Raw genomic sequence first — 18,119 nt, 5'->3', positions numbered from 1 at the left:
ATACTTAATTCAGCGAGATCAGAATGGATTTGAAATATTAAGCGAACTAAAAGTAAGAGAAAATGATTTACAGCCCTGATTTGATAAGGTATGATAGTAACATTGTGGAAAGTGTGAAAACGATGAGTGAATTTACCGAGAAAGTTACAGGCGATGAGTTAGTTTATCATGGCCATATTATAGACGTGCATCATCAGACGGTGGAGTTACCTAATGGCAAGTCTGCGCAACGCGACATTGTCCAGCATCATGGTGCTGTTGCAATCCTTGCTTTATTGGATCGGGATCACGGCTTTTTTGTGCGTCAGTGGCGTGCCCCTTTGCAACATGATACTTGGGAAATCCCTGCTGGCAAAATTGACCCCAACGAAACGGATCCGCTCGCGGTTGCCAAACGTGAATTGAATGAAGAAATTGGCTTTCAGGCAAAATCATGGCGTTTATTGAGTGCGTTTTATAGTTCGCCCGGTTTCGCGACTGAGAAGATGCATTTATATTTGGCGACAGACTTGAGTGAGTTGGCTCATAAACGGCCTTTAGACGCTGATGAATTTTTGGAAGTGCAAGTTTTGAGCCTTTCAGAAATTCAATCGATTTTGCGGCGCTCGGATTTTATTGATGCCAAAACACTTTTAGCCGTGAAATATTGGGAGCAGTTAGAAAGTAGCGAGGTGGATCATGAAGGATAATCGCGAACCTGATACGATTATTGAGACGCGCAAATCTGGGGGACTGGCGGCCGAACCGAACGAGCCGCAGCAACCAGAAAATGAACCACATTTATCACGTGTCGCCCGTAAACAAGCACAACGCACCGAAAGTGAGGATCCGAAGTCAGTTCGCCATCCTCTGATGCGTCGACGTTTGAATTGGGCGATTGCTGCGGTGGTATTGCTGATCGTGGTCGTTTATTTAGTTTTATTTTTCGTGTAAAAAGTTTAACGGAGTCATTATTGGAGGATATTGAGTTGAAAATTGGTATTTTAGTCCCCATGGCCGAAGAAATCGGTCTTTATCAAGCAGAATTGAGTGCTGTGAGCACCGAAACAATCGCTCAAATTGAATTTACGATCGGTTTATATCAGGGTGCAGAACTGGTTTTGGCTCAATCCGGAATTGGTAAGGTTCAAGCTGCAATCACGGCAACGATGTTGTTTGATCATTTCGACGTGGATATGATCATCAATTCAGGCTCAGCTGCCGGTGTCGCACCAAATTTGGCCATCGGTGAATTAGTCTTGAGTGATCGCTTGGTTTATCATGACGTTGACGTGACGCGCGGCGGCAATTACGAATTAGGCCAAATTCCAGGTCATGGATTATATTTTAAAGCCGATCAAAATGTGTTAAAAATCGTGAGTGCTACTGCTGAAAAATTAGGTTTGAAAACAATTAACGGCTTAATTGCGACGGGTGATCAATTCGTTGCTGATCCTAATCGTGTGGCGGCCATCAAGCAGGAATTTTCTGGTGTGGCTGCTGTGGAAATGGAAGGCGCTGCGGTTGCGCAAGTTGCCGCAAGTTTTGGCAAACCTTTCTTAATTATTCGCGCAATTAGTGACAACGGTGATGATTCTGCCACGGTTAATTTTGACGAATTTGTTGTGCAAGCAGGCAAAAATGCCGCCCATTTATTATTAACTGCTTTACCAGCTTTACAAACATTAAAAGGAGACGATTAAGTTGACCCACTATTATTTTGATAATGCGGCCACAACTCCGATCAATCCAGATGTCGTTCAAGCCATGAGTGAGGCGTTGGCTGCAGATTTCGGTAATGCGTCGAGTACGCATTATTTTGGTCGGCAAAGTCATCACTTGTTAGATCAGAGTCGGCAAACGATCGCGCGCAGTATTCATGCCAAGACAGATGAAATTGTGTTTACCAGTGGCGGGACTGAAAGTGATAACACGGCGATTCTGAGTACAGCTGCTTCCTATCATCAAAACGGGAAACATATTATTACGACGGCCATTGAACACCCGGCTGTTTTGAATACGATGCATTTTTTGGAAAAATTAGGTTATGAGATCACTTATTTACCGGTAGATTCAAACGGCCACGTGACAGCAGCACAGGTACATGATGCCCTGCGTCCGGATACGATTTTAGTGTCGGTGATGCTGGGTAACAATGAAGTCGGCACCATTCAACCGATTGCTGAAATCGGTGTGCTGTTAAAAAATTACCAGGCTGTTTTTCATACCGATGCCGTTCAGGCGTATGGAATCTTGGATATTGATGTGCAGACGTTGGGCGTTGACTTGTTGTCGATCTCGGGGCATAAATTACATGGTCCTAAAGGCATCGGATTTCTGTATATCAACGAGCGTTTGGAATTAGAACCCTTCATGCACGGCGGCGAGCAGGAACATCTGCGGCGCGCGGGCACTGAGAATATTCCTAGTATCGTCGGTCTTGCCCGAGCAGTGGCAGATTTAACGCCACAACGTAAGCAAGAGAAGCGTGCGCAATTGCAATTGTTGAAACAAACATTGTTAGCTGATTTGACGGCTAAAAATGTGGATTTTGAAATTAACGGACCCAAACCAGAATTGGCGTTACCACACGTGCTTAATTTGTGGTTGCGTGGTGTGCCCACTAATCTGATGTTGATGAAGCTAGATTTGAAAGGCTTCGCGGTTTCTGGCGGGTCAGCTTGTACGGCGGGTAGTTTGGAGCCGTCACATGTTTTGATCGCGTTGACGGGTTCGGAAGATGCGCCCCAAATTGGCGAGTCGCTACGGATTTCGTTTGGTGACCAGAATACGATCGAAAGTGTTCACTTGTTGGCAGATGCGATTGCGGAAGTGACTCGTGATTATTTGCAACGTTCGAAATAGATAGGGATTGTGGGTAAGGGCAGTTTGAATTTGGATAGACTGAAAAGCTTGTTTGTGGTAATGGCAGTATGAATTTGCTCCAGAGAATGAACAGCTCACTTGTGGGGACAGCTGCAGAATTTTGGATGACCACCAAAATTTGGATAGTTTGAAAGGTTTGTTTGTGGTAATGGCAGTATGAATTTGCTCCAGAGAATGAACAGCTCACTCGTGGGGACGGCTCCAGGATTTCCAGAGACCGGAAATTCTTCCGCCTAAATTTGGAGCTCTTGCAAAACCGGCAAGATCTCCAAATTTCCCATGCTCTAAGCGACGGTGGACCATGTCGCTAAGAGCATTATCACAGTGTGCTGTTCATTCTCTTCCGCAAATTCTGTGGTCCATTCTAGCAAACAAATTTGGATTCAGAACTGGACTTTCTACCGTACCAAGCTTTTATGAGCAACTTAATTTTCTTGGTGGCAAAATATCAAACAGGATTATATTTCATGCGACAAAGTATTTGACGCTGAAATTAAATCATTCCGCCCAAACCCAGTTATTCTGAGTTCTCCACTAAACCAATTCCAGTTTAGGTCGTGACTGCGTGGGGCAAGTGACGACACTGTGAAACTGCTGTTGCGACAGGGCCATCGTCGCTTACAGCAGGGGCGTATTTCGAGATTTTTCTCAGGAGCCGCACTTGCGACGGAGAAAAAGCTCGAAATCGAGGTGGAAGACTTTCCCCAGAATTTAGGGGAAAGCCTGGAACCGTCCCCACAGTAGTCAGTCACTTGCCCCACGCAGCCACGACCGGAGGTAGATCAAGAATTGAATCTGGTTAGTCCTGAAACCCGCTCATACAATTTTGCCAGTTTACTTTTGGATGTTATAATGAATCTGGAATGTTTACTCAAATGATGAATAAAGAGGGATTCAAGATGGCAAAAGATGAAGTTAAAGTTTTAGGCGACGAACGGGTTTTCAAAATCAGTCCTAAAATCAAAAAATATGCACTATTAGATGTTGGGTTTATCAAATCGAATCGTGGCCGTTTCCAATTGGAACGCCCTTTGAATGGCGAAACGCCTTATGGTGCCAGCTATAAACTCAAAGTAACGATCGGTGAAGACTTAGATACGATCAAAATGGCAGTCACTGATCCAAGTGGCTTAAAAGCCGTTAATATTTTTAAAGATGAAAAAAATGTCAGTGTTGTTGAACAATTTAATTTTCAAATCGAAAACTTAATGGAGCGCGATATTATTGTTGTTGCTCCCGCATAGTAAAGGAGCAAATTGATTCATGGATAATTCTAAGACCCGCGTGATCGTCGGGATGAGTGGCGGCGTTGATTCGTCTGTCACCGCACTATTATTAAAGCAGCAAGGTTACGACGTCATTGGTGTCTTCATGAAAAATTGGGACGACACGACAGACGCCGGTTTTTGTACGGCAACGGAGGATTATGAGGATGTGGCGCGAGTTGCCGACCAAATTGGCATTCCTTATTATTCGATCGACTTCGAAAAAGAATACTGGAATCGTGTTTTCGAGTATTTCTTAGATGAGTATCGCCATAACCGCACACCTAATCCTGATGTGATGTGTAACAAAGAAATTAAATTCAAGTCGTTTTTAGATTATGCATTGGAAATGGATGCCGATTATATTGCCATGGGTCATTACGCGCAATTAGAGCGCGATGTCGATGGTACGGTTCACTTGATTCGTGGCGCCGATGACAATAAAGATCAGACATATTTCTTGAACGCCTTATCACAGGATCAATTACAAAAAGTGATGTTTCCAATTGGCGGTATGCGTAAGCCTGAGGTACGAGCAATTGCTGCAAAGGCTGGATTAGTAACGGCTAAGAAAAAGGATTCGACTGGGGTTTGTTTTATTGGCGAGCGCGATTTCAAGAAGTTTTTGAAGGAGTTCTTGCCTGCACAACCTGGTCAAATGGTCACACCTGACGGCGAAGTTAAAGGTCAGCATGATGGCTTGATGTATTACACGATCGGTCAGCGCTCCGGCTTAGGTATCGGTGGTAGCAGTGATTCGAGCGAGCCTTGGTTCGTTGTTGGTAAAAATATGGAGAATAATACGTTGATCGTTGATCAGGGCTTTAATAATCCACTTTTATTCGCGACAAGTTTGGCTGCATCGAATATTTCTTTCGTAACCGGTGCTGCGCCTGCACAAACGTTTCACGTGACTGCTAAATTCCGTTATCGCCAAGCCGATGTCGGTGTGACAGTCGAGATGAATGATGATGGCACTTCTGCAACGGTTGTTTTTGACGAGCCTGTTCGCGCAATCACGCCTGGCCAGTCCGTTGTTTTCTACGACGGCAGCGAGTGTTTAGGTGGCGGCGTGATCGATGTTGCGTATGACCATGCAAATGTCTTACAATATGTATAAGCATAATAGCGTGTTGGCAACTGTTTCAAAATGACAATTGTTAACATGTTACAATTAGGCTGCTGACAATTCTGTCCAGCCTTTTTCATTACATAAATTTCGAGGATGGGTCAATGACTAAACTTTTTTTCGTACGACATGGGAAAACACAATGGAATCTTGAGGGACGTTACCAAGGCGCAGGCGGCGATTCACCACTACTACCTGGCAGTTATCATGATGTCCATAGCTTGGCGACTTATTTATCATCGAAAAGAATTAAATTTCGGGCGATTTATACGAGTCCTTTATTGCGAGCAGAAACGACGGCGGTTTTTTTAAGTGAAAATTTAAATCAAAATCTGCCGATCAAAATCAATCCAGGCTTGCGCGAATTTAATCTCGGCATCATGGAAGGCAAAACTTTCAAAGAAGTCGAATCTAAATACCCAGAGGCAGTCGATGCCTTTCGCAATCATCCAGATTTATTTGAGAAGAATCGCGTACAGGCAGAAACGTTTAGTGAATTGATTTTGCGGATGCGGGAAGTGATCCTGATGATTGCCAAGCAGTATCCCGCGGACAGCGATAATATTTTGATTGTCAGTCATGGTGCGGCACTGACTGCGTTGATGCAGTCTTTGATTGGCACGCCGCTTGCAGATCTGCGTAAAAATGGTGGGCTGACGAATACCAGCTTGACGGTTTTGGAGACGCAAGATTTGGGTGCGCATTTCCGGAAGATTTTGTGGAATGAGACGGCATTTTTGGGGAAGAAATTGGATAAAACGGATTCGATTTAACGTGCGAGAACTTGAAGGCTTTGCTTGCGTGCGGTAGGATTTTGTTCGGTTCCGTCAGAACGCTCCAGAAAAAATCACTGCTCACTCTGGGGATGACTTCAAGCCTTTTGAAAACCGTAAAAGTCTTGAAGATCACCCTCGTTCTAGTGGGACTTTAGATTTGCGGATAACTATTATGGTGATCAACTTTTCTGATTTACTTTTAAAAATTAAATTAAGTCCCACAAGAACGATTTCACAGTGATCAGTAATTTTTTCTTCCGCGTTCTGACTCATCTCGGCAGTTTTTTAGTGGTTACTCTAGTTAACGTCTATTCCTGTGCGACTGACTTGTACCGCAACTGGTTTTTGTAGAAGACGAAAGGCGGATGTGATAATCGTTCAGATTTTTTTGAAAAACGATTCAAAGTAAAGGCAACAGTGTTAATCAAGTTTGCGGAACCCTGTTATTCCAATCCTAGTCGAAACGAAATAAGTTTAGGCAGAAGTTGCGGAAGAAAATAGTGGGATTGCAGTGGTATTTCTGTTAACGAACGGTCTTCGTGAGTTTACAGAAAGGGAAAATGTGAGATCCGACGGTTTTCCGGAGCTCACATTTTAGGCGGAAGAATTTCCGGTCTTTGGAAATCCTGCAGCCGTCCCCACAGCAACCTCCCACTATTTTCTGGAGCAACTTCTGCCGAAGGTAGACAAGGTTTAAATCTTTTATGATTACGTGATCCCATATTTTTAACAAAGAGGTTATCTATGAATCAAGAAATTCTCGACTTATTTAAATCCGGTGCGCACGAAAAGGCCATCATTGCGCTCACAAAATTGCTAGATCAAGATCCAAATAACGTCAGCCTGCTACTGCAGCTGGCGACGATGTTGATCGAAGTGACCGACCTCACGCAAGCTCGGCAAGTTTTACAGCGCGCCGCGGCAATTGCGCCGAAGCAGCCGGAGATTTTATATAATCAGGCAGTGGTCATGCACCAATTAAAGCAGGATGATCAGGCCATCGCGGTTTTGCAACAACTCGGCCAAACTAAATTGGCGGCAGATGCCAACTACTTAATGGCGGTGATTTATTTCGAACAAAATAAAAACCAATTGGCAACGGCTTTCGCGTTGACGGCAGTTGAACAATCACCGGATGAGTTGGGGACGAATTTATTATTGGCGCAAATTTTGGCGAAGCAGCAAGCTTGGGCACAATCTTTGAGTTATGCTAAAAAAGCGTACGACTTGCAAAGCGATAATGCAGACGCAGCGTTCGTATATGGTGCGGCACTTTTGAATCATCATGAGGAGATTCGCGGCAAGCAACTCTTGGAGCAGGCGCGTCAACTGGCGCCGAAGAAATATGAATCAGCTGTGCAATTGATTTTAACGGAGTAAAAAATGAAAACTATTCAAATGAATGTTGAATTAGAAGGTTTGATCGATGGCGTTCTGTACGAAAATCCTTCGAGTTTATTCAAAATCATTTCGGTCAAAGTTACCAAGAAAAATTTCGACTGGGATGATTCGACGATTATTGTGACCGGGAGTATCGGCGAGTTAAGTCTCGACGAGCGCTATGAATTTACCGGTGAGTTGGTCGCTCATCCTAAATATGGCCGCCAGTTTCAAGCTGACAGCTATCATTTGGTGCGCCCAGATTCTGAGAGTAGTTTAGTCAACTATTTTGCTAGTTCTCAATTTAAAGGTATCGGTAAAGCCACCGCGCAAAAGATTGTCGACACATTAGGTATGGGTGCCATTGACAAAATTTTGGCAGATCCATCGGTGTTGAAAGCTGTCGGGATCAAGTCGGCACAACAAGATACGATCCGTGATCAGCTGGCGCAATCTCACGGCACCGAGCAAGCGATGATCAGCTTGGCAGAATATGGGTTTGGGCCGCGGCTGGTCGATCAAATTATTTCGAAGTATAAATCCGATGCGTTGGCGGTCATTCATAAAAATCCTTATCAATTAGTTTATGACATTCAGGGAATTGGTTTTAAACGCGCAGATCAAGTGGCCGCAAAATTAGGAATTGCCGCCGATGCGCAAATTCGTATCGAAGCCGCATTGATTCAATTTTTACGAAATGATTTGGCGACGAATGGGAATACTTATTCTGACCCCAAGTCGGTCTTAGAAGGTGCCCTGGAATTATTGGCGGGGAGTCGAGCCGAAATTCCTAGCGATCAAAAGATTGCCGATGAATTGGTTTCGTTGGCAGCTTCTGGTGGCATTATTGTTGAAGAACGACGGATTTATTTACATTCGAGTTTTCAAAGCGAGTTTGAAATCACCGATCGCATTCAAAAATTAATTGCAGTCGAAGAAAAACCGTGGAATGAACGCGAATTTAATCGCGAACTCAAATCTTTATCCCGTTGGTTAAAGGTTGTCTATGATCAGCAACAAATTGACGCCATTAAAATGGCGCTGGATCATCCCTTAAGCATTCTGACGGGTGGACCAGGAACTGGGAAGACGACGATTTTGTCTGCAGTGGTGACCTTGTTTGCCAAGGAACATCATCTGAGTTTGGAACCGAAAGATTATGAAGACGAAGCATTTCCGATTCAATTGGCGGCACCGACCGGACGCGCAGCGAAGCGTTTAGGCGAAACGATCGGATTACCTGCGCAAACTATTCATCGTTTGTTAGGATTAACCGCCGTTGATGATCATCAATATTTGGAGCAAGCACAAGAAATTAGTGGGCGGTTGTTGATCATCGATGAAATGTCGATGGTCGATCAACAATTATTCCGAACGTTGTTACAGTCGATTCCTGAAGGCATGCAAGTTTTATTGGTCGGTGATCAAGATCAGTTGCCATCCGTCGGTCCAGGGCGTGTGTTCGCCGATTTAATTGCCAGCGAGTGTCTACCGACGACGAAATTGACGAAGATTTATCGCCAGTCTGCCGATTCAACGATCGTTTCGTTGGCGCGCGAAATCAATCAAGGCAATATTCCCGATAATTTAACGGCGAATTTACCTGACCGTTCGTTCATCGCTTGTCTACCTGGTCAAGTGGAACATATTGTTGAGCAAGTCATGCAAAAATCGATGTCGCGTAATTTTCCATTAGAAGAAACGCAAATTCTGGCACCAATGTATCGCGGTGTTGCTGGGATCGATGCACTAAATAATGGCGTGCAAGCGCTAGTCAATCCGCGAAAAACCACTGAGACGAAAGAAATTGAATTCGGTCCGGTCAAATATCGTATTGGTGACAAAGTGATCCAGCTGCAGAATGATGGTCAACGCGGCATTTATAACGGCGATATTGGCCGAATAACCGGGATCGAAGTGGCCTCGAAAAAAAATGATCAGCAGGCAAAATTGATCGTCGATTTTTCTGGTCAGGAGATTGAACTTGGTCCCGCTGATTGGCGTAATCTGAGCCTGGCGTATTGCGTGTCGATCCATAAATCGCAGGGTAGCGAGTATCAACTCGTGATTTTACCATTGACCATGCAAAGTCATCGCATGTTGCAACGTAAATTGTTGTACACGGCGATCACTCGAGCTAAAGATAAATTAGTCATGGTCGGCCAAAAAGAAGCGTTTGTGCAGGCAATTTTGGCGGAAGGCACCGAAAGACGCACGACGTTGGCCATGCGCATTCGTAAAATGCTGCAACCTGAAAAAGTGGACGGTGTGCAAGAAAAAAATGAACCGTCAGGTGATGCAAATAAAAAAGTGACGGCAATAACGGCCGTCACTGCTGAAAACGATCCAGAATCGTCAACCATTCAAGATCCACAAGAATTCCGATTGACCGCAAGTTTGATCGCGTCGGGAAATATTGATCCGATGATCGGAATGGCTAACGTGAAATTAGCTTAACTGAGTAAGGCCGTGCGAATTTTGCACGGCTTTTTTGATGACTACCGCAGTAAAAATAAAATAAATCTGGGTAGCTAAACAGGGCGTAGTTAAACGGGCTTTTCTGCGGACTTAGTGCTATTCTATGTGGGAAGAATACGTACTCAGAAGAGGCTCGATATGGCAGACAAATTAATGAATGCGATCACTAAATTATATGAACGCTCATTCATGCGCGTTTTGCGCCGCACAGTCGTGATGCTATTTCCTTTTGCACTTCTCGGAAGCTTGGCAGCGGTGATGGCGACTTCGGTTTTGGCACCCATTGGATTTGCCAATCGGGTGTTTGCGATTAACGAGTGGTTGCCATTCGCAACTAAAATAAGAACCGCTTGTCTAGATTTAAGTCAGATTACGCTGGGATTTATTTCTGTACTGGCCGCTTTTCAAGCTGCTCGTTATACGACGAAACTTTATCAACATGATAGTCAGATGGCCGGTTTGACCGCACTTGTGGGCTATTTGTTAGTCTGTTATCGATCAACTAGTCAACGAGGAATTGGGTTTGACTGGCAGTTGTTGGGGATTCAAGGTCTATTGCTAGGCTTGCTGTTTGGTTATTTGATTGGTCAAATATTTCGACGAGTGGGTGGTTCAAATGCACAATCAGCTGAAAAAACCGCCGATATTTTCGATCGTGCCTTTAATGCATTGCCCGCGATCGGAATTGTCATTGTGATCGGACTACTGCTTAATTATGCGTTAACGATTTTGAATCGTTATAGTGTGCTGGCAGAAATTATTACGCGCGTGTCCAATTTTGGCGTGCAACAACATGCCGTCGTTTCAACAATCATGATCGGTACTTTAACGACTTTGATGGGTTGGTTGGGAATCAGTGGGCCGTATGCAAACTTTGACTTTAACGCGGATCCCAGTGCGATTGCTAATTTAAATCAGGCATTAACGAAACATTCCGTTTGGGATTTACCAAATAAATATACCGTGACCACGCTTTTTCATAGTTTCGGTAGTTTTGGCGGGTTAGGATCGACGCTAGCTTTATTGATCGCGATTTTAATCGTAGCGCAACATCAGCATGTCTTACGCGTGGCACGGTGGTCGTTGGTGCCGGTGATTTTTAACAATAATGCGTCAATGTTACTCGGGATTCCGTTGTTACTCAATCCGCTATATTTAATCCCGTTTGTGGTGACACCGATCATTAACATGTTGGTCGCAGCGGTGGCAATTTATTTGCGATGGATGCCGCCAGTCGCATATCCAGTGCCTTTAGGAACGCCAGGCATGTTGGTTGCTTTTATTGGCACGGGCGGGCAATTCTCAGCGCTAATGGTTGGCTTGATTTGTTTAGTGATCGATGTGTTCGTTTATTTACCGTTCGTTCGTTGGTCAGAGATTATCGTCGAGTCACAGAAGAAAGCCGGGGAAGCCAATGTTGAAAATTAAATCTTGGCGCTGGAAAAATCACGGACTATTGTTGCTGGCATTAGTTTTCCTAATGTTTTTGACGGGGTCGGCCTATTATTGGACCCGCGAGAATGTCGATCAGCTGGCAAAATGGCGAAATTCTAGATTATCGCCAGTGATCATGATTCCTGGAAGTTCGGCCACAGAAAATCGGTTCGATAGTTTAGTCGCAAAATTAAACGAAACCGCGCCTGTGCAACACAGCTTATTGAAAGTTAAAGTTTATAACAGCGGTCAGATCATTTATAGCGGCCATATTCGCGCGAGGGATGATGAGCCGATTATTGTGGTCGGCTTTCAAAATAATCAAGATGGCTATGACAACATTAAGTTACAAGCGAAAATGTTTGATAAGGTGTTTGCGCAACTACAAGCTCGCTATAATTTCAATAATTTTAAGGCGTTTGGTTATTCAAACGGCGGTTTGATTTATACGGCATTTCTCGAGAAATATTATGATCAGTATGACGTGACGATGAAGCGATTGATGACGATTGGATCGCCCTACAATTTCAACGAAGCTACCTTGAATCACAAGACGCAAATGTTGGCGGATTTCATTGATCAACGGAAAAAATTGCCCACGGATCTGACGGTCTATTCAATTGCTGGGACCGAAAATTATGACTCGGATGGTTTGGTACCATTGGGAAGTGTGGAGGCTGGTAAGTATATTTATCAGGAGCAAGTGAAACATTATACGGAGATCACCGTGACCGGCGGTGACGCCCAGCATTCTGATCTGCCAGATAATCAGCAGATCGTGCAACTGATTCAAACGGATCTGTTAGAGAAAATTGATCGCAATCAATCAAGCGGAAAAGTGAATGCGACGCCGTGAAACGTGGGACTGATTTATGAAGGCTTTGTTTGCGTGTGGTGATAGTTAGTTTGGTTCCGTCAGAACGCTCCAGAAAATAGTTGCGCCTCGCTGTGGGGATGACTTCAAGCCTTTTGAAGCCCACAAAAGTCTTGAAGATCACCCTTGTTCTAGCGGGACTTGGGTTTAAGTGCAGAACTGAATTATTGCGCAACATATCAGAGATCATTTAGGAAATAATTTGGTCCCGCAAGAACAATTTCACTGCGAGTCGCAACTTTTTCTTCCGCGTTCTGACTCATCCTGGCGGTTTTGTAGTGGTTACTCTAGTTAACGTCTAGTCCTGTGCGACTGGTTTGTACCGCAACATAATTTTGTAGAGGACGAAAGGCGGACTGGATTATCGTTCCGACTTTTTAGAAGAACTATTCAGGGTAAAGGCTACGTGTTAATCACATTTGCGGAACCCTGTTATTCAGATCCTATTCTAAACAAAATAAGTTTAGGCAGAAGTTGCGGAAGAAAATAGTGGGATTGCAGTGGTATTTCTGTTAATGAACGGTCCTTGTGAGTTTACAGAAAGGGAAAATGTGAGATCCGGCGCTTTTCCGGAGCTCACATTTTAGGCGGAAGAATTTCCGGTCTTTGGAAATCCTGCAGCCGTCCCCACAGCAACTTCCCACTATTTTCTGGAGCAACTTCGGCCGAAGGTAGATTAATTATCCGACAAGAAAAAAAGCCACCGCGCATAAAATCAGCGCAGTAGCTTTCATCATATTTCAATTTTACTAAATCCAAAAAGGATGCTGCGCATTAACCGCCGAAATCTGGAAACGGTGCTTACCCATATCTTCGCCGTCCATCTGTCCATATTGCGCAGGTTCGATCTCGTAACGGATCTGATCGGCCTTGAAAAGATGAACATACGGACTCTGCAAATGATGACCATTCGTTAAAATCTGGCCGAACAGTTTGAGAAAGCGGGGCGTACTTGGTTTCTCGATCACGATCAAGTCGATTTCGCGTTCACGTGGATCTGCAGTCGGCACAATTTTGACACCACCACCAAAGTAGGCGATATTGGTCATCGTGGTCAGATAAGCGTGCTCGAAATATTCGGTCTTTTCGCCGAAAACGGTTAGCTTAAAAGGTTGCTGCCGTTTAAATACGGTTAAAATATTGGCGATGTAGGCGAGATTACCAATATGCCAACGATTCAAATTAGTTTTGGTAGTCGAATTTTCAGTCAGATGAACCACATGCGCGTCGAATCCGATCCCGAAATTATTGATCAGAAACTTTTGTTGGCGGTAAATTGGATTTTCGGAATCGGTAATGTTGACGTCGAAAATATTTAAGGGCGTTGCTTGTGTGGTTTCCTTGAGTTGTTTGACAAATTCGCCGGCGTTTTTAGTTAGATTCAAGCTGCGTGCAAAGTCGTTGCCTGAACCAGCTGGAAAATAAGCAATTGGTGTGTTTGGATTTTCTGAACGACGCACGCCGTTTAAAACTTGGTTGACAGTGCCATCGCCGCCGACAACGATCAAAACAGTTGGAGCGGTCGCTTCGGTCGAAATTTTTTCGGCGAGGGCAATGGCGTGACCGGCATATTCGCTGATGTGCGCGGTGTAATGGATCTGAGCTTGTTTAAGTTCTTGTTGTAATTGTGGCCAAACTTCGGCAGCTTCACCACTGCCGGCTTTAAGATTAACAATAACGATGAAATTGGGCAAAGAAATTCCCCCCGAAAATTTTGAATGTACTAGGATAGTTGGCGTTGAGCGCAGTAAATAATAAATATTATAACATTTTTGAACAAAATAAAAGAGCAGGCAGACAAATTCGTTCAGCTGCCATGCTCTTTTGATTTTTAATTGGCTGAAATTAGCATTGGTAAAATTAATGGATGGCGTTCTGTGCGATCGAACAAGAAATCTTGAAGTGAATCGATGATGGCGTCGCGTAAAGCCGATTCCGTCACTTTTTCTTCTTCGGCGAATAACTTGCGCATCATGCTGTAAATGCGTTTCTGGGCGCTTTCGATCAGTGGACCAGATTCGCGCATGTAGACAAAACCACGCGATAAAATATCGGGTCCTGCCAAAACTAGTTTCTTCTTGTAATCGATCGTGGCAACCACGACGACTAAACCTTCTTCGGAAAGAATGCGACGATCGTGGAGAACGACGTTGCCGATATCACCAATGCCACTGCCATCGACGTAAACATCGTCAGCAGGGAAGTGACCCGCAACGCGCGCGCGATTCTTGGTCAAGGCGAGCATGTCGCCATTTTCCAAGATGTAGCTGTGATCCAATGGCACGCCACAGAGTTCGGCGAGTTCGGTGTGAATTTTCAACATCCGGTACTCACCATGAATTGGCATGAAGAACTTAGGCTTCATTAAGCGCAACATTAATTTCTGTTCTTCTTGGCCACCATGACCAGAAGTATGAATGTTGTTGACTTTACCATGAATCACGTCAGCACCAGCTTCGGAAAGTTGGTTGATCAAATGATTGACGCTGATCGTGTTACCAGGAATCGGATTACTTGAGAAAATAACTGTGTCGCCAGGATTGATCGTGATTTGACGGTGAGTCCCGTTGGCGATCCGGCTTAAAGCGGCCATCGGTTCACCTTGCGAACCTGTACATAAAATCATGACTTTGTTAGCAGGCAATGAATTGATTTCGTGAGCGTCAACGAGCACGCCGTCTGGAATCTTCAAATAACCGAGCTCTTGGCCATTAACAATGGCCGTTTCCATACTACGCCCAAAAACAGCGACCTTGCGATCGTGCTCGATTGCAGCAGTAATAGCTTGGGCAACACGCGAAATATTTGAAGCGAAGGATGCAAAGATAATCCGACCTTCGACACCTTCAAAAATATGACGGATGGAATTACCAACAAATCGTTCTGATTTGGTAAAATTAGGCACCTCTGCGTTCGTTGAGTCCGACATTAATAGAAGGACACCATCTTCACCTAAACGCGCCATACGCTGCAAATTAGGGGCAGGTTGGTCGCCAACAGGCGTGAGATCGAACTTAAAGTCACCAGTTTCAACAATGGTACCTTGAGGTGTGTGTACAGCAACACCTAACGTATCTGGAATCGAGTGGGTCGTTCTGAAGAAACTGACACTAACTTTACGATATTTCAAAACAGTATCTTCACCGATTTCGTGAAGTTCCGTCGTGGCTAATAAACCATGCTCTTCCAACTTGCCTTTGATCAATGCCAAAGCCAGTGGGCCAGCGTAGACAGGAATATTAGGAATTTGTTTCAATAAGAATGGAATACCACCAATGTGATCCTCGTGCCCATGGGTGATAACCAATGCTTTAACTTTGTCGATATTTTCGGCAATATAACTATAATCGGAGATGACATAATCAATGCCAAGTAATTCGTCTTCTGGGAATTTGATCCCCGCATCAATGATGATGATCTCGTCTTGAAATTGGACACCATACATGTTCTTACCAATTTCGCCGAGTCCACCAATGGCAAAAACGCCGACTTCGTTATTTTGAATTTTAGGCTTTTTGTTGTTCATTAATTGAACTCCGTCAGCTTAAAGTCGGGACTTTTTTGCTCGTAATCCAAGAAATTACCGGTTAATTCTTGGATCAATTCGATGTTATAGTCCGTATTTTTCTCAACGAGTGCACGAGCCTCGATTGAAGAATTTGCTTCCAGATAAATGGCCTGAGTGAGTTCGCGTTGAGGATTGCGAACTTGGTCAGGTTGATATAAGACTTTGAAAATCAATATAAAAACTCCCTTGTTTATTAAAGTTTATCCGCTCGATTGGTTGCGTAAAGCAACAGTTATGTTGATATTATCATATATTTTTGTGATTGTACACTATTCAGAGCGCGAAGCAACACGGTTTGAAATCTACGACTAAGATAACAAAAACTGAAAATTTGTACTTAAATTTTTGGTTTTTGTTTCTTAGACGCTAGATTTCAGTGCTGCTGAGCGCGTTTTAGTTGGAGTGTGAACAGCCATGGGTTGAAAGTGAGCGCGTTTTGACACGTTTGAATAAAAACCCATTTTGTCTACCTTCGGTCTGCACGACTGGGTGGCTGGCAGTTCGCTGTGGGGGATAGCTCTCAGCAAATTACAAACCAAATTGTCTTCGAGCACGATTTGAGCCTTTTCCGAAGCCCACGCAAAAGTCTCAAATACGCCCCCTGCTGTAACCGAGCAAAAATCGCTCGCTAACACCAGTTTCACTGCGACTGCCAGCCACCCAGTCGCGCAGACCTATATACTGCAGAAGTGTGGGGGATGAGTTTGTGGATGCTTTTTGTAGTGATTTAGCAAATTATTGGAAGGAATAATTAAAAAGGTTGATTTATTAACCTCTGTAAGCTATCAGACTTTTTTTAATCGATTATATTTGTTCATTGATCTTGAATTTTGACCACTTAAACAAAACATTTACCCCGAAATCGGTCAGATGTGACCGATTTTCTTGAAACGTAACTCATTAAAAATAGCCGTTCACTTTTGAAAGTGGGCGACTATTCTTAATTTAATTGCGTTCACTTAAATCCTTGATCCGATCAGAATAGCTTTCAATGAAAGCAGCCAAACTGTTTTTATCTTGTGTACTTAGCTTGCCAATGTATTTCACGCTGAAGTTGTGCCAATTCCGTATAATTGCGGCGCTTCTAATATCAATATAGGATTGTTTATCTAAGCCGATTTTGCGCCAGTTCCATACCGGAAATAGTTGTGCTTTGATATATTCGGATTTGTGGTCATATTGGCTGGTAATTTTGAGGATCGTGGTCGATTCATCGTCGTGAGTCAATATTAAAACCGGGCGTATTTTTCCATCTTTAGCATAAATATTAGCCGTTGCAACCGAAACGATGGCGTTTGGCTTGAGGTGATCAGTCATCTGAGAACAAGAACCTTTCCGCATCGGCATCATTATCGATAATTTTTGGTTGCTTATTTAATGGCTCGATTGCTTTATTAAGGCGTAAATTTGCGAGTTGATCTTCTGTTAGCGATAAATCAAATGGGATTTTTCCTTCGGCAGCTACTTTTTTATATAACATATTGAGCACCGTCGTTGGCGAGATACCTAATGCTTCAAAAACGGCTTCGGCTTCTGTCGCGGCTTTTGCATCAACGTTAACTTGAATACGTTTTTTGTTCGGGGCAAGATTTGTCATCCTCATCATCTCTTTCTTTACTGATATTATACTATCATATCAGTAGGTAATCAAAAAATATTGTTTATCTTAAATGCTCTAGTTTAGTTTGCAATGATTCATTAAAAATAGTTCGGATGATCGTTTTTAATAGTGTTTCTTTCACTGGGCATTTATACTGAGAATATAAGTGAGGTGGTTGAGATGTGGTGGCAAATTTTATTAGTGATCGTTGCGGCGGTTGTGGTTTATTTCGTCGGCCATCATCTTTGGTTGCGTCAACGGCAGATTTCTTATCAGAAGTATCTTGATCAGCAGGTTGAGTTGATCATGCCTGCGTTGGTGCGCGTGATTCCGCATTTGTTGCCGGATTCGTTGAAGAGCGCAATCCCGGTGTCGATCTGGCATCGCGATGTTTTGATCTACGAATATTCTGTGCAGTTGTCTGATAACACGCCGATCGTGGCGACGGCGGCACAATTAAGCGTGATCCTCAATGAAGCACCGGGTTTAAAAGCACGCTTGGTCGTGACTGAATGTTGGCAACGAGACACCTGTTTCCACTTCGATGTGGCTTATTTGAACAATCCAGAAACCGTCGAATATGTGGGTGACATGGAAAAAATCGCCGAAGTCGACGAAAAACAATCAGAAATTCATAATTCATAAATAAAAATTAAAATAAATGAAACGTTATCGCCCTGAAAAAGGGAGTGTACAATATTTTGTGTAAATAGTAATTGAAAAGGGAAGACCTTCCCCGTATGATTAAAT

17 protein-coding genes are annotated in these 18,119 nt (G+C 43.7%); 12 read left to right on the top strand and 5 right to left on the bottom strand.

Going from position 1 to position 18,119, the window contains the following annotated elements; all coding sequences use genetic code 11:
- Positions 1–122 precede the first annotated feature (122 nt).
- The 11 genes from EKM67_RS06400 (at position 123) to EKM67_RS06350 (ending at position 12,183) form a co-directional block, all read left to right on the top strand.
- A complete protein-coding gene (locus EKM67_RS06400; RefSeq protein ID WP_125578204.1) occupies positions 123–689 on the top strand; it encodes an NUDIX hydrolase in 567 nt (188 codons plus the stop codon).
- Complete coding sequence (locus EKM67_RS06395; RefSeq protein WP_125578203.1) at positions 679–933, top strand: hypothetical protein; 255 nt, start codon at positions 679–681, stop codon at positions 931–933. The genes EKM67_RS06400 and EKM67_RS06395 overlap by 11 nt, the downstream gene beginning before the upstream one ends.
- 35 nt (positions 934–968) lie before the next feature.
- The gene (locus EKM67_RS06390; RefSeq protein WP_125578202.1) at positions 969–1,682 is read left to right on the top strand and encodes a 5'-methylthioadenosine/adenosylhomocysteine nucleosidase; all 714 of its coding nucleotides are present in this window, start codon (positions 969–971) and stop codon (positions 1,680–1,682) included.
- Between the two features lies 1 nt (position 1,683).
- A complete protein-coding gene (locus EKM67_RS06385; protein WP_125578201.1) occupies positions 1,684–2,844 on the top strand; it encodes a cysteine desulfurase family protein in 1,161 nt (386 codons plus the stop codon).
- 920 nt (positions 2,845–3,764) lie between these two features.
- Positions 3,765–4,109 (top strand): DUF1831 domain-containing protein, encoded by a 345-nt coding sequence (locus EKM67_RS06380; protein ID WP_125578200.1) that lies wholly within the window; start codon positions 3,765–3,767, stop codon positions 4,107–4,109.
- A gap of 19 nt (positions 4,110–4,128) precedes the next feature.
- Positions 4,129–5,250: a tRNA 2-thiouridine(34) synthase MnmA gene (mnmA, locus tag EKM67_RS06375; RefSeq protein WP_125578199.1), complete on the top strand. Its 1,122-nt coding sequence runs from the start codon at positions 4,129–4,131 to the stop codon at positions 5,248–5,250.
- A gap of 113 nt (positions 5,251–5,363) precedes the next feature.
- Entirely contained in the window at positions 5,364–6,032 is a 669-nt protein-coding gene (locus EKM67_RS06370) for a histidine phosphatase family protein (RefSeq protein WP_125578198.1), read from the top strand.
- A 747-nt stretch (positions 6,033–6,779) separates the two neighbouring features.
- On the top strand, positions 6,780–7,415 hold the full coding sequence (locus EKM67_RS06365; RefSeq protein ID WP_125578197.1) for a tetratricopeptide repeat protein: 636 nt from the start codon (positions 6,780–6,782) through the stop codon (positions 7,413–7,415).
- A gap of 3 nt (positions 7,416–7,418) precedes the next feature.
- Positions 7,419–9,872, top strand: a complete 2,454-nt coding sequence (gene recD2 / locus EKM67_RS06360) for an SF1B family DNA helicase RecD2 (protein WP_125578196.1) — start codon at positions 7,419–7,421, stop codon at positions 9,870–9,872.
- Between the two features lie 159 nt (positions 9,873–10,031).
- Complete coding sequence (locus EKM67_RS06355; RefSeq protein ID WP_125578195.1) at positions 10,032–11,321, top strand: PTS transporter subunit EIIC; 1,290 nt, start codon at positions 10,032–10,034, stop codon at positions 11,319–11,321.
- Entirely contained in the window at positions 11,308–12,183 is an 876-nt protein-coding gene (locus tag EKM67_RS06350) for an alpha/beta hydrolase (RefSeq protein ID WP_125578194.1), read from the top strand. The genes EKM67_RS06355 and EKM67_RS06350 overlap by 14 nt, the downstream gene beginning before the upstream one ends.
- A 767-nt stretch (positions 12,184–12,950) precedes the next feature.
- Here the strand turns inward: EKM67_RS06350 and EKM67_RS06345 are convergent.
- The 5 genes from EKM67_RS06345 to EKM67_RS06325 form a co-directional block, all read right to left on the bottom strand.
- Complete coding sequence (locus EKM67_RS06345) at positions 12,951–13,895, bottom strand: diacylglycerol/lipid kinase family protein (RefSeq protein WP_164506592.1); 945 nt, start codon at positions 13,893–13,895, stop codon at positions 12,951–12,953.
- A 137-nt stretch (positions 13,896–14,032) separates the two neighbouring features.
- Positions 14,033–15,727 (bottom strand): ribonuclease J1, encoded by a 1,695-nt coding sequence (gene rnjA, locus EKM67_RS06340; protein WP_125578192.1) that lies wholly within the window; start codon positions 15,725–15,727, stop codon positions 14,033–14,035.
- Positions 15,727–15,942 carry a DNA-directed RNA polymerase subunit epsilon gene (locus EKM67_RS06335; protein ID WP_125578191.1) on the bottom strand — a complete coding sequence of 72 codons (216 nt, stop codon included), beginning with the start codon at positions 15,940–15,942 and terminating at the stop codon, positions 15,727–15,729. Before EKM67_RS06335 ends, rnjA begins: the two co-directional genes overlap by 1 nt.
- A gap of 772 nt (positions 15,943–16,714) precedes the next feature.
- On the bottom strand, positions 16,715–17,086 hold the full coding sequence (locus tag EKM67_RS06330; RefSeq protein ID WP_125578190.1) for a toxin-antitoxin system, toxin component, MazF family protein: 372 nt from the start codon (positions 17,084–17,086) through the stop codon (positions 16,715–16,717).
- Positions 17,079–17,366, bottom strand: coding sequence for a type II toxin-antitoxin system RelB/DinJ family antitoxin (locus tag EKM67_RS06325; protein ID WP_164506591.1), 288 nt, complete (start codon positions 17,364–17,366; stop codon positions 17,079–17,081). Before EKM67_RS06325 ends, EKM67_RS06330 begins: the two co-directional genes overlap by 8 nt.
- Positions 17,367–17,549: 183 nt before the next feature.
- Here EKM67_RS06325 and EKM67_RS06320 point away from each other — a divergent pair, with 183 nt between their 5' ends.
- Positions 17,550–18,014: a hypothetical protein gene (locus EKM67_RS06320; RefSeq protein ID WP_125578188.1), complete on the top strand. Its 465-nt coding sequence runs from the start codon at positions 17,550–17,552 to the stop codon at positions 18,012–18,014.
- Positions 18,015–18,119 lie beyond the last annotated feature (105 nt).

It is taken from the genome of Lapidilactobacillus mulanensis (assembly GCF_003946215.1).
Lineage (GTDB): Bacteria > Bacillota > Bacilli > Lactobacillales > Lactobacillaceae > Lapidilactobacillus > Lapidilactobacillus mulanensis.
Note: the sequence above shows the minus strand (reverse complement) of the source record. Positions and strands in the feature narration are given on the sequence as shown.